7 protein-coding genes and 1 riboswitch are annotated in these 13,214 nt (G+C 48.7%); of the genes, 2 read left to right on the forward strand and 5 right to left on the reverse strand.

The features are described from left to right. Positions 1-392: 392 nt before the first annotated feature. Positions 393-2,195 (reverse strand): translational GTPase TypA, encoded by a 1,803-nt coding sequence (gene typA, locus F453_RS0104830; RefSeq protein WP_018966994.1) that lies wholly within the window; start codon positions 2,193-2,195, stop codon positions 393-395. Between the two features lie 265 nt (positions 2,196-2,460). Further along, positions 2,461-2,555: riboswitch (TPP riboswitch) on the forward strand. 32 nt (positions 2,556-2,587) lie between these two features. Between typA and F453_RS0104835 the strand changes: the two genes are divergently transcribed. Then, complete coding sequence (locus tag F453_RS0104835) at positions 2,588-4,870, forward strand: TonB-dependent receptor (RefSeq protein WP_018966995.1); 2,283 nt, start codon at positions 2,588-2,590, stop codon at positions 4,868-4,870. 514 nt (positions 4,871-5,384) lie between these two features. Further along, positions 5,385-5,978: a nicotinamide riboside transporter PnuC gene (gene pnuC / locus F453_RS0104845; RefSeq protein WP_018966997.1), complete on the forward strand. Its 594-nt coding sequence runs from the start codon at positions 5,385-5,387 to the stop codon at positions 5,976-5,978. A 213-nt stretch (positions 5,979-6,191) separates the two neighbouring features. Here pnuC and F453_RS0104850 read toward each other — a convergent pair whose 3' ends face one another. The 4 genes from F453_RS0104850 to F453_RS0104865 all read right to left on the reverse strand — a co-directional run bounded on the left by F453_RS0104850 (position 6,192) and on the right by F453_RS0104865 (position 13,208). Further along, on the reverse strand, positions 6,192-8,684 hold the full coding sequence (locus F453_RS0104850; protein WP_018966998.1) for a YfhO family protein: 2,493 nt from the start codon (positions 8,682-8,684) through the stop codon (positions 6,192-6,194). A gap of 868 nt (positions 8,685-9,552) precedes the next feature. Beyond that, positions 9,553-11,073 carry a leucine-rich repeat domain-containing protein gene (locus F453_RS0104855; protein WP_018966999.1) on the reverse strand — a complete coding sequence of 507 codons (1,521 nt, stop codon included), beginning with the start codon at positions 11,071-11,073 and terminating at the stop codon, positions 9,553-9,555. 50 nt (positions 11,074-11,123) lie between these two features. Beyond that, positions 11,124-12,053, reverse strand: a complete 930-nt coding sequence (locus F453_RS0104860) for a hypothetical protein (protein WP_025789913.1) — start codon at positions 12,051-12,053, stop codon at positions 11,124-11,126. 3 nt (positions 12,054-12,056) lie between these two features. Further along, positions 12,057-13,208, reverse strand: a complete 1,152-nt coding sequence (locus F453_RS0104865; protein ID WP_018967001.1) for a fibronectin type III domain-containing protein — start codon at positions 13,206-13,208, stop codon at positions 12,057-12,059. Between the last annotated feature and the right edge of the window lie 6 nt (positions 13,209-13,214).

The following is a 13,214-nucleotide window of genomic DNA, read 5'->3' on the forward strand; positions in this document are numbered from 1 at the left end:
TTATGATAATGTAAATGCGTATTCAATAAAGCCCAGTTCGACATAACAAACAACTCATAATGATCTATGTACATGTGCAGGATGTTGTGCAATCTACCGCGTAGCGGTTGGCCTTTTGGTAGGGCAGGGTTGGGAGCGAAAGCGACCTACCCTGTCATAACGATATGTTTAATCCCACAACGCCGTAGGTGTTGGTCCTTTTCTGTTGGTTAGTTTGTATGGGGTTGTGTTAAAAGTGGGTGCAGCGCAACAAAATAATAGTGGAAATGTTTGCAACTTATCCTTCAACACCTTTTATCCTTACAATACGATTTAGAATAAAACGAACATAGGGATGCACACTTCTGCACATCCCTACATTTATTATTAGCTTGGGCAATTGGTGCCAAGCGTTATTCCTTATTCAAGCGTTTACGTTCGTTATGGTCGAGCGTCATCTTACGAATACGCATGCTTTTGGGCGTAACCTCTACAAACTCGTCACCCTTGATGTATTCTAAGGCCTCTTCCAACGACATGATAACCTTGGGAATGACACGTGCCTTGTCGTCGCTTCCACTAGCGCGCACGTTGGTAAGCTGTTTAGATTTGGTTACGTTGATAACCAAGTCGTTGTCGTGAACATGCTCGCCAACAATCTGTCCGTAGTAAACCTCTTCTCCTGGATCGATAAAGAACTTGCCACGATCTTGCAACTTGTCGATGGAATAGGCGAAGGCAGTGCCCGTTTCCATAGCAATCATCGAACCATTGGTGCGTCGTGTAATCTCACCTTTAAAAGGTTGGTACTCTTTAAAGCGGTGGGCCATGATGGCTTCACCTTGACTGGCAGTGAGAACGTTGGTACGAAGCCCGATGATACCACGTGATGGCACGTCGAATTCTATGTTCACGCGTTCGCCTTGTGTTTCCATCGAGGTCATTTCGCCCTTTCGGCGTGTCACCATGTCAATCATTTTGCTGGCAAACTCTTCGGGAACGTTGATGGTTAGTTCTTCAATGGGCTCGCAACGCTGTCCGTCAATCTCCTTGTAGATAACCTGTGGCTGACCCACTTGCAGTTCGTAGCCCTCGCGACGCATGGTTTCGATAAGCACCGAGAGGTGAAGCACACCACGTCCGCTAACAATCCAGCGGTCGGTATAGTCTTCGAAGGGGCGCACGCGCAAGGCGAGGTTCTTCTCCAACTCCTTTTCTAGGCGGTCGTTGATGTGGCGTGAGGTAACAAACTTACCTTCTTTGCCGAAGAAAGGACTGTCGTTGATGGTGAAGAGCATGCTCATCGTGGGCTCGTCGATGGCAATTGGCGGTAGCGGTTCAGGGTTTTCGAAGTCGCAGATGGTGTCGCCAATCTCGAATCTTTCAAGTCCGATAACGGCACAGATATCTCCGCTGTCCACGTAATCGGTCTTAACATGTCCCATACCTACGAAAGTGTGTAGCTCCTTGATGCGTGTGCGTTCCTTTTCGCCATTGCGATGCACCACGGTAACATTCATTCCGTCGGTGAAAGTACCGCGATGAACGCGCCCCACAGCAATTCGGCCCGTGTAACTGCTATAGTCTAGCGAGGTGATAAGCATCTGCGGCGTACCCTCAATCTGTCTTGGGGCAGGTATTTTCTCAACAATCTCGTCGAGCAAATAGTCTATATTGTCGCTGGGCTTTTTCCAATCCGAAGACATCCAGCCGTTTTTGGCCGAGCCATACACCACGGGGAAGTCCAGTTGATCTTCTGTGGCGTTGAGCGAGAACATCAAGTCGAACACCATTTCGTACACTTCTTCGGGTCGGCAGTTAGGCTTATCCACCTTGTTTACTACCACGATGGGCTTCAATCCCAGCTGTAAAGCCTTCTGCAAAACGAAACGCGTCTGCGGCATAGGCCCTTCGAAAGCGTCGACGAGCAGAATGCAGCCGTCGGCCATGTTTAGCACACGTTCCACTTCTCCACCGAAATCGGAGTGCCCTGGGGTGTCGATGATGTTAATTTTTACGCCTTTCCACGTAATCGATACGTTCTTTGAAAGGATGGTTATACCCCTTTCGCGTTCCAAATCGTTGGCATCCAGCACCTGTCCGCTGTTGTCCTGCCCTTCGCGAAAGAGTTTTCCAGCAAGCATCATCTTGTCAACCAGCGTGGTTTTTCCATGGTCCACGTGGGCGATGATAGCTATATTTCTAATGTCTTGCATTGTCTTTACTTAAATGAAATCGGGTGCAAAGTTACTGATAATTATTGGCAAATGGCCCCGTAACTGCGTTAAATCTGATGTTTTGGCACGATTGGGGCAATGAGAAAGATGCTTATGGCGTTAGAATTAGATAGCCAATGCGCCTAATATTATTGTCGCCCTTTCTCCAAATTGTCTGAACCTTTAATGCGAGTGGTGATTTCTTTTTCTCCATTTTCAACCTTTTTTCGTTTTAAAAGTATTAATTTTGCACCCGACTTACAAAGCGTGAGTTAAGGGGTGCTCGATATTTCGGGCTGAGATGAAACCCTCTGACCTGAACCAGACAATGCTGGCGTAGGAATTCGAAGAAGGATAAACACCCCTTTTGTATGTATTCATTCAAAAGGAAAATGAAAAAAACAATGACTTTCCTTGCTGCACTGATTAGTGCAGCATCGGCTTATTCGGCCAATCCCAAACAAGAAACGCTTGATACGCTTCGCAGTTACCAGCTGCAAGATGTGCAAGTGGTGGCCACGCGTGCCTCAAAGAAAACGCCAATGGCCTTTACCAACATGTCGCAAGAACAAATTAAGCGCCTTAATACAGGGCGCGATATTCCCTTTTTGCTCGCTACCATGCCCTCGGTTGTTACAACCAGCGATGCGGGCAATGGTATGGGATACACCGCCATGCGTATTCGTGGCACCGATGCAAGCCGTATTAACGTTACCGCCAACGGTATTCCGATGAACGATGCCGAAAGTAGCCAGCTCTATTGGGTGAACATGGGCGACCTTGCATCTAGTCTCGGAAGCATTCAGGTGCAACGCGGCGTGGGTACGTCTACCAACGGTGCTGGTGCATTTGGTGCAACGGTGAACATGCAAACCGAAAACATCGGACTGCAACCTTGGGCTGCACTCGACCTGTCGGGTGGCTCTTACTACTCGCATAAGCAAACCGTGCGCTTCGGAACGGGACTGATGGGCGGACATTGGGGTATCCAAGGCCGACTGTCTAACCTTGGTTCGAAGGGTTATGTAGACCGTGCATCGTCTAAATTAAACTCTTATTTCCTGCAAGCAGGCTATTTCGGCGAGAGCACCGTGGTGAAATTCATCACCTTTAACGGTGTGGAGCAAACCTATCATGCATGGGATTTCGCCTCGAAATACGACCAAGAGCAATACGGACGCACATACAACCCAAGCGGAAAGATGGAGAAAGACGCCGCAGGAAACGCTCAATTCTACAAGAATCAGAACGATAACTACCACCAACAGCACTATCAACTGTTGTGGAATCAGCTGCTTGGAACCGACTGGAACTTGAACCTTGCCCTACATTATACCAAGGGTAGCGGCTATTACGAGCAGTATAAGAAGAACCGCGAGCTGGCGCAGTATGGCCTAGATGCTGGTGCTACGAAGGCAAAGAGTTCGCTTGTGCGCGAGAAATGGCTTGATAGCTACTTCTATGGAGCAGTTGCCGCCCTGAATTACGATAACAAACGCAACTTCTCCGCTACGTTGGGCGAGGGCTGGAACAGGTATAGCAACGACCACTTTGGTTATGTTACCTGGGTGAAGAAGCCTGTAGACGACTTTATGCCTAAGCACGAGTATTACAATAACAATACGAAGAAAACCGACTATAACGCTTATCTGAAAGCCACTTACGAGTTTGTGAAGGGTCTTAGCGCCTTTGCCGACCTGCAATATCGTTATGTGAAGATACGCATGGTTGGTCCGGCCGACGCCACAAGCGCAAAGCGGAGTTTCAGTTACGACGTAAACGAAACGTTTAACTTCTTCAATCCCAAGTTCGGACTTAACTACGAGCTATCGCCTTTGCATCGTTTGTATGCCAGTTATGCCATCGCTCACCGCGAACCTGTACGCAGCAACTACGAGCATAACATGGATGCACAGTTGGAAAAGCCACGTGCCGAACGTCTAAACGACCTCGAAGTGGGGTACGAGTTCACCGCGAAGAACTTCACGGCGGGGCTTAACCTCTACCACATGAACTATAAAGACCAGCTCGTTCCTACGGGCGAGTTGAAGCTCGACAAGCCTATCACGCGTAATTTCGACAAGAGCTATCGCATGGGTGTTGAGCTTTCGGCCGCCTGGATGCCCGTTGATTGGTTCCGTTGGGATGCCAACGCCACCTTCTCTAAGAATAGGGTGAAGGACGTAACGGTAAAGCTTACCGATGGAACGGTGTACACTATCGCTGGTGAAAGTCAGCTGGCTTTCTCGCCTAACACGATATTCAACAACGTGTTTACGTTCGATAAGGCTGGTTTCCGCGGAATGGTGATGAGCCATTTTGTGGGTGAACAGAACCTAACTAACACAGGTTTTAAGACGATGCAGACCAAAGACGCCGACAAAAACACGGTGAACGATTTGATTTCGCTGAAACAATACTTCACCACCGACATCGACTTGTCGTACACCTTCTCGCTTAAAGCCTTGGCTTTGAAGGATGCCACCATCGGCGTAACGCTTTACAACGTGTTCTCTTCTAAGTACGACAACAACGGTTGGGCTGCTCCCCAATATCGTTTGGATGGTTCTACGCTCGTGGCAGAGAATACTTGGGGCACGCGCGACAGCGATGCGGCTGGCTTCGCACCCTCTGCACCTTTCCATTTTATGGCTAGGTTGGCGGTGAATTTTTGATTTTTAGGTAGTAAGTAATAAAGAAGTAAGTAGTAAGTTTGAGGAGTTAAGGAGTTATGGAGTTAAGAAGTTAAGCCAAATGCTTTCTAGTGAGTAGCGAAAGACTAAGGAGTAGAGTAGTAAGGCGATTATGAAGTTAAGCCAAATGCTTTCTAGTGAGTAGCAAAAGACTAAGGAGTAGAGTAGTAAGGTGATTATGAAGTTACGCCAAATGTCTAGTTACAGCGTGGTGAACCTCCTTGTGAACTCGTCGCTGCCACAATGTTAGATCATGGATTTACCGCCTTAATTGGCAATTATCCTTAACAACCTTGACTGAGCAAATTATCTAATATGGCCCTTAAACCTCAGCTCCTCTTCATGGGGAGTTGGGGTCGAGGGGCTATAAATAAGGCATTCATTCCCGAGTTTATAGCCAAGTGGATGTGTGCCAATATAAAAACAACAAGGCTAGTCACCCTCCTCTCTCCTTGGAGAGGGGCTGGGGGTGAGGCTGTTTTATAATTTTTCGCGTATGCTTTCTTTCCTTTCCCTTCATTGGCTCGACATCCTAACAACCATTTTAGGCTTACTTTACATCTGGTTAGAGTATCGTGCGAGCATCGCCTTATGGCTTGTGGGTATCGTGATGCCTATTCTTAATGTGTGGCTTTATTGGCAACACGGACTGTATGGTGATGCAGGCATGGACGTTTACTATGCGTTGGCCGCCATTTATGGTTACGTTGTATGGAAGTTTGGACGAAAACGCGGACAAACGGCAGGGCAGTCAATGCCCATTACGCACATGCCACGTCGGCTATTTATCCCTACCATCGTGTTTTTCGTTGTGGCATGGGGTGTCACCTATTATGTGTTGGTAACCTTTACCGATAGCAATGTGCCCGCGCTAGATGCCTTTACCAACGCTCTCAGCATTGTTGCCCTTTGGACCTTGGCGCGAAAATACGTTGAGCAATGGCTGTTTTGGATTGCTGTAGACGTGGTTTGCACGGGCCTATATATATATAAAGGTATTCCCTTTAAGGCCGGATTGTATGGCCTGTACGTGATTATTGCCGTGGCAGGATACAGAAAGTGGAAACGCGAAGCGGTGGTGAGAAGCTAAAGCAAAGATGAAGTTAAGAGGTTGGGCCAATGTTTCGTGGGCCATGAATTGATGGCATACAAGCAATATGGCTAGAGCGTGGCCCGCAATCCTCATGCGATGTGATGTTAGGCACAGTCTTTGTCGATTTGTACGTTCGCCAATTTGCCATTAACCGAATATAAAACCGCCCCGAAGTGCATTGCATTTCGGGGCGGTTTTATGTTTAGCGCTTTACGCTTCTTTTTTCTTTCGTCTCCAATCTAAGAACACCGTTGCGGCGATAAGCAGCAGCAATGCGGCGTAAGAGATGTAGGCGATGGTTTCGGTTCGATCGATACTCTTGGGGAAGAAGCTAAGAACCACCTCGTGTTTACCAGGCTTTATGGCGAGCGCACGCAGCAGATAGTTCACGCGTCCCAACTCTATGGGCTGCCCATCTACGGTGGCAGTCCAGCCAGGATAATACACTTCCGAGAACACCAGCACGCCACCCTTGTCGCTCTCCACGTTGTAATGCAACTGGTTGGGTGCATATTTCGTCAACTCGGCCTTAGCTACCGTGCCTTGTTGGGTGCTCGTTCCCAGCACACTTTCAAAACGTTTGTCGGCCACAGCCTCGTGTCGAAGGTTTAGTTTTGCCAGCGCGTCCAGTTCGGCATTGGCGTTATCCACATACTTCACCTTATCTACCAGCCACGCATTGCCAAAGGCGTAGGGGTTGAGAAGCGGCACTTTCTGGTTGTTTTGCAACGGTAAGATAAAGTATTTGGTGTTGAGCATGTTAATAACAGGGTAGATAGAGTCGCCTTTTACACGCGTCATGTCACCGCTCGCTTCGGCCACAGACTTCATCAAACCCTGCATTTCGGGTGCGATGTAGGCCTCGATCAGCTCTTGATAGCGACGCAGTTTGGCTGCGTGATATCCGCCAATGCTCTTGTGGTAGTATGATGTTTCGTTCTCGTTAAAGGTATTCGATGCCAAGTTCAACACACGATAATCCAACCCCTTGTCTTGTAATATCAAACGGTCGGTATTATCCATGGGTTGTGGTTGTTCGCGAACGGAAGCCTCCACAAACATATCGTCGTGCAGATAGCGTTTGTTCACTTGCCACATGTCGATAAGGCACAGCAGCGTTAGTGCCCCAATGAGATATGCGGGCTTCAATTTCTTGGCCTTATAGAGCAACAAGAAAGTTGTGCCGATAACGATAATCCAGAACGAACGCCAACAGTCGGCCCTGAATATGGCCTGCCTAACCGAGGTAAGATCGGCAAGGATGGGGTTGAGTTGTTGTTGGGGGAACTGAGATAGGGCTTGCAACTCGTCGCTAGAAACGAACGAACCGAAGAACACACCTGGCATGAGGGCGAACAGCAAGGCAAAGCCTGCGGTTAGTCCGAAGCTCGCATACACGTATTTGATGTTGTGGGTGAGCAGGTCGGGTTCGTCGATGATTTTCTTTAAGGCCATCATGGCGAGCAACGGAATGGTGAACTCGGCGATGACAAGGATAGAGGCCACTGTGCGGAATTTGGCATAGAGCGGCATGTAATCGATGAAAAGGTCGGTGAGCCACATCATGTTCTTACCCCACGAGAGTGCTATCGACAGCACCGTAGCTGCCAACAAGGCCCACTTCATCGGACCTTTCACGATGAAAAGTCCCAATATGAAGAGCATCAGCACAAACGCCCCGACGTACACCGGGCCTGATGTGCCAGGCTGTTCGCCCCAATATTGGCCTATCTGCTGATAGAGATAGCTCAGCTCGGGGTTGCCTTTCTCTTGCACAATGGCGTTGGCAGACATGGGAACGGATGCTCCACCCTTGGTGTTGGGCACCAAGAGGGTCCACGTTTCGCCAATGCCGTAGCTCCATTGCGTGATGTAGTCGCGTTCCAAACCACTGTTCGACTGGTTGGCGTTGTCTTTCTTCACCAGTTCGCTTTTGCCTCGCATCGACTCTTGTCCATACTGCCAAGTGTGGTAAAGTGTAGTTAGGTTGATGCAAACGGCGAGCGTTGCGCCAGCGGCACATGCTGCAGTGGCTTTAAGGAATCGTGCCAACTGCTTCTCCCTGATGGCTTGCACCAGATAGGCGATAACCATAAAGAGGATGACGAACAAGTAGTAGTACGTCATTTGCACGTGGTTGGCGTATATCTCGAAGGCCGCAAACACGGCCGTAACTATCAGTCCGCGCACATATTGCCCCCTATAAGCCCACACTATACCCGCAATCATGGGCGGCAGATAGGCTAGGGCCATCACTTTCCAAATGTGTCCGGCGGCGATGATGATGAAAAAATAGCTTGAAAAGGCCCATATCACCGCACCAAGAGCAGCCAACGACTGCCTGAAATCGAATGCGCGCAACAATATGTAAAAGCCCAAAAGGTAGGCGAAAACATACCAAACGTAGTCGGGCATCCATAGGTGGTAGGCCTTGGTGGTAGCCGAAAGCACGCTTGTGCTGGGATAAGAGGGCGAAGTTTGATAGGTGGGCATACCGCTAAACGTGGCGTTGGTCCACCTGGAAGTCTCTCCCGTCTTCTCTTTATACTTCAAAACCTCTTCTCCTGCGCCTCTTCCTGCTGCGCTGTCGTGCTGATAAAGGATACGTCCGTCTATGGTTGCAGGCATGAAATAGGCGTAAGCCACCACGGCAAAGGCTATAACCGCTACCACATCGAACAGGTATTTTTTTAGTATTTCCATTATGGTATATATGAAATCTTTTCTGCAAAGATATATATAATATGTGTATTTCGCGGCCATTATGCCATTAATTTTGACACGATGGCACGTTATTACGAATAAATAGCTTAAGTCCCAGCCACGCTATAAAAGGTGAAAGGGTGTTTAAAGGTGAAAGGGTGAAAAAGTGAAAAGATGGAAAAGTGGAAAGGTGAAAAGATGAAAGGGGGAAAAGGTGAAAAGGTGAAAGGGTGAAAATGGGAAAAAATGAAAGGGGAAAAGGTGAAAAAATGAAAGGATATTTGATGATGAAAACACCGCTTGTATATTCAACTTTATGGGCTCGGGATAAGATCCTATACACTTTGAGCAAGACCAGAGGGGGTAAATAAGTGACTATTTCGCGAACTGCCATGTAGCGTAAGCTGGCGTGATGATAGTTTTATATCCCCAACTAGTATCTTTATTCACTTGTCAACTCTCTTCATAGAGCAGCTTGAAAGTATGCTAACGTCGTGCGATAAGAGAATGATAAGACGTCGCTTTTTTGTCTATTGTAGCATGCTTATTAACCAAGCAAGGTGTTCCACTTGTTTTGGACTGTTGTTCCAGCTAAGATGGAACAGCAGTCCAGCTTAGCTGGAACAGCATTCCATGTGACATGGAACAGGGTTACATCATAGCGATAACAAACCGATAACTTTAAAAGCTCAGCTTAAACCCTTGTCTATCGCCTTCCAACCGCTTACCGCTTACGACATGTTCGCTTGCCTGTGGGCGAATAAAAAACTGCATGCGGAGATGTTCTGTTTATGAAAATCTCTGCATGCAGGTTATGAAGATTACTCCTAAAAAGGAGTTGTTTGTGCCTGTGAGGCTTGCGTCCGACTTACTTTTCGATACGCTTTACCACCTTTCCGTTGGCTATCTTCACGATGTTCAAACCGCGAACGGGGGCCGAAATGCGTTGGCCAGCAGCGTTGAAGCGCGATACTTCGACAGCAGAACCCTCTTGTTGGAGGCCGTAAATAGACGAAGTGGTGAGGGGCTTCACCTCAAATCGGGTGGGTGAAACGGCATTGGCTGCGGTGAGGCCTTGCTTAAAGGCGTCCACTTTGTCGGCAGGCACAAAGAAGTTTATCGTTGTGCGGGCGGTGAAGAAAGCTTGTTGGTGCAGTTCGGGTACAGCATTCATCTGATTGAAGGTAACGGTGGTGAGGCCTGTACCAAAGAAAGCCTTTTCGCTAATGCCGCTTGGGCCGCCTTTAAATGTGACTGTGGTGAGAGCTTTGCAACCCGAAAAGGCTTCTGCATCGATAGAGGTTAGCTCGGCAGGGAATACAATTTCGGTAAGGCCCGATTGTGCAAAGGCTTTCGATAGGATGTTGGTGAGCTTGTTGGAGAGCGTTATCTGTTTGAGGTTTTTGGCGCCAAAGAAGGCCTGTTCGCCAATTCCACCTACTTGATTGGGCACGGTAAACGAGTTTTCTTCGCGTGCGATGGGGTAGAGAAGCAGTTCGGTCTTATCTTCATTATATACAACTCCATCTACAGCCGAGAAGCCTTCATTACCTTCTTCTACATCGTAGTCTTTGATGGGTGTGTTCTGAAAGGTGTCGGCCGCTTTCTCAATGAACGCAGCAGGCAAGGTGAATGCGGTGAGCGCACTACAATTGGCGAAAGCCAGTTTGCCTAGTTCCTCTACCGTTGAGGGCAGTTTCACGTCCTTCAACAAGGTGCAGCCGTTGAAAGTGTTGGCGTTTATGATGGTTATTGCACAGCCTTCGTCGAATGTGATGGTTTCGAGGGCGGTACACTTGTTGAAAGCCGCGTTGCCCATGGTGGCTACCGCTGCGGGTATCTGTATGTTTTTCAGGGCCTGGCATTGGGCAAAGGCGTTGTCGCCGATGTGGTCTACCGATGCGGGGATGACACAACTGGTAAGCGACTTGCAACCAAAGAAGGCGTAGTTGTTTATTTTCTGCGTGCTGGCGGGTAGCTTCACCTCAACCAGTTTTTCGCAACCAGAGAACATGTAGTGGTCTACGAGGTTGTTTTCAGATACGCCATATCCCTTTTTTGCTGTACCTTTCTTTACGAAATAGTACGAGCCGCCACCGCTAACTAGGCTTGCTGCTTGCAGGTCTAGGTGCGTAAGCTTACCGTTGGTAGACGTGTTGGCTTCGCTATCAGTGCCAGCCATCTGGCGAATGAAGAGAATGTCGGCGCTGTTGATTGGGCCAGAGACGGTCAAGTTGGTGATGTTGAACTTCTCTTCGGCAGTGATTTGGCTGTTCAACGTTCCGGCTTGGGTAAGCGTAACGCTCTTTTGTTGGGCGTTGGCCATGATGCACATCAAGGCAAAAGCCATGAGGGCGATGTTCTTTTTGTTTGTAAAAATCTGTAACATGTATTGTTTATATATATTTAAAAGGTTATTTGTTGATCGTTTGTTTGCGTTTAGCGTTCGTAGGGAAGCACCAGTTTAAAGCCCCTTCCACGCAACACCACGTTTTGGTCTCTCACCTCTTCGACAGTGAGTTTGTGCTTGCCTTCGCGCAGAAGCGTGCCGCTGAACTCTTCGGGATAGTTCATGCCGATGTTCACTTCCAGTTTTTGGCCAAGCGTTGGCGCAACGATGGTGGGTTTTATCTTAAGTACTCGTCTGGCAGCTGCGGGGCGCGCACCGTTCATCAGCCAAACGCCGATACCCGGTCGGCGAACGGCCATCACGGTGTTCATTTGTGGATAGATGCTTCGTGAGGTTGTGCCGTATACGCCCACCTTTTGTGCCGAACCGCTGCAACGTACGGTAACTTTAAGCGTTTTGTATTTGCCGTCTTCGCCAATAGCCTTTATGTTGGCCTCGCCCTCGTATGCGGCGGCAATCTCAAGGATGCCAGTCTTGGCGTTCCATTTGGTGTTTAGTATGCTGTCGGGGTCGTCGATGGTGAGCCGAGCAAGGTCGCCACCGCCTGCAAGACTAACAAACTTGCTCTCGTCGCGTGGGTAAAGGCGAATCTCGGAGTCGCTGATGCTGATGGGCGGAACCACAACGCTGATTTTTAGTTTACGCTTAAAGTCGCCCGAAAGGATGGTGGCGTAGGTGTCGCCTTCCAGTAGGCCATTGATGCGCAGCGTGTCTTTCGAAATCGAAATGCTTGCTACCTTCGAGTCGGCGATGTTGGCTTGGTACTTCCCCGTTCCGCCATGAAGCAGCACGATGCGTGTGGATTGCTTGTTCAGTGCCACCGAATCGGTGTTGTTGGCACCGAAGGTGATGTTTGAGAGTTCGGTGTCTGTGGAGTTATCGCAACTGGTCAATGCCATTGCAGCAAAAGCCAGCAGAAGGCAGAGGCGACTTGCCGTTTTGTATATTGGTGTTGTCATCGTTTAGTCTACGTTAAGTTTGTATTCTATTTCCCACTTTCGCGTCGGCGTTTCTTCAATCTCTATGCGTAGCGTATGTTCGCCTTTTGAACTGAAGGTGATGGTGTTAGAAGTTGGCGTAACGGCCTGTCCGTCTACCCAGTAAAGGATTTTGGCATCGGGATTAGCCAAGTCGTGATAGTAGAGCGGTAGTGTGCGGGGTGCCGTTCCTTGTTCGCGTACCATATATAAATAAGGTATGCGGTCTTCTTCTTCAATGCCGAAGTTCAGTGGGAGAGTGGTTTGCGACACGGGCGCAGAAGCATCCGAGGCTACCGAACCTTTGATGGTTTTCACGCTGAAGGCGTAACGCTTTCCCGGTTCGAGCCTTGTGACAACGTATTTTGTAGCTTGCGTGGTTGCCACCGTTTTGCCGTCGATGGTTATTTCGTAGGTTACGTCCGTTTCGGCCACGGCATTCCATGACAGCACCACTTCTCTCTGCTGGGGCGTGGCATGTAGGTTAGCGGGTGGTTCGGGCTTGTTGGGCACGATGCCTTCTTTGGTTTTCACCAGCGATATATCGTCGATAAGGATGTATCTTCCCGCTTCGGCGTCTTCGTAAACAGACTGGATGTAGAAGCCCAATGAAGCCGTTTCCACACCTGCGGGTGCCTTAAAGGTGAGCGTTTTCTTTTTCCATGTGGCCGAGAAACCGTTGGCCAAGTCTTTTTGTGCCTTCCGTTCGTCTTTCTTAACCAACTTATCGCCCTTATGCCAATCGATATAAGCCAAGATGTTGGGCTTAGTAACGGTACCTTGATACCAATAAGATAGCTCGTATTCGGCACCTGGTTGCACCTTGATATAATGCGTATTGAAGTCTTTATCGCGTGCGATGAACGAGCCTCCATTGGGATAAACGCGTATGGCATAGTTGCCACTGTGGGCCGTTTTTGTGCGTTCGCGCGACAGCGACGAATTGAAATACCAGTATTGGGGTTTGAGATAGGGGTCGAACGAGGGTGAAGTGCCCTCTTCGTCGTCGTTATTGTTGGTCGGTTGGGGTGCAACATAGACTTCAAATCCACCGTCGATAACCAACTCTTCGTGTGTTTGGGCCATGCCAGCCTGTGCAAAGGCAAGCGCAAGGGCAAGAATATGTAGTTGTTTCATATAGTT

This window comes from Hoylesella loescheii DSM 19665 = JCM 12249 = ATCC 15930, from assembly GCF_000378085.1.
Lineage (GTDB): Bacteria > Bacteroidota > Bacteroidia > Bacteroidales > Bacteroidaceae > Prevotella > Prevotella loescheii.

Coding starts and splice junctions, on each gene's coding strand:
- F453_RS0104865 (WP_018967001.1), bottom strand. CDS start 13,208: ATGAAACAACTACATATTCTTGCCCTTGCGCTTGCCTTTGCACAGGCT.
- F453_RS0104855 (WP_018966999.1), bottom strand. CDS start 11,073: ATGTTACAGATTTTTACAAACAAAAAGAACATCGCCCTCATGGCTTTT.
- typA (WP_018966994.1), bottom strand. CDS start 2,195: ATGCAAGACATTAGAAATATAGCTATCATCGCCCACGTGGACCATGGA.
- pnuC (WP_018966997.1), top strand. CDS start 5,385: ATGCTTTCTTTCCTTTCCCTTCATTGGCTCGACATCCTAACAACCATT.
- F453_RS0104860 (WP_025789913.1), bottom strand. CDS start 12,053: ATGACAACACCAATATACAAAACGGCAAGTCGCCTCTGCCTTCTGCTG.
- F453_RS0104850 (WP_018966998.1), bottom strand. CDS start 8,684: ATGGAAATACTAAAAAAATACCTGTTCGATGTGGTAGCGGTTATAGCC.
- F453_RS0104835 (WP_018966995.1), top strand. CDS start 2,588: ATGAAAAAAACAATGACTTTCCTTGCTGCACTGATTAGTGCAGCATCG.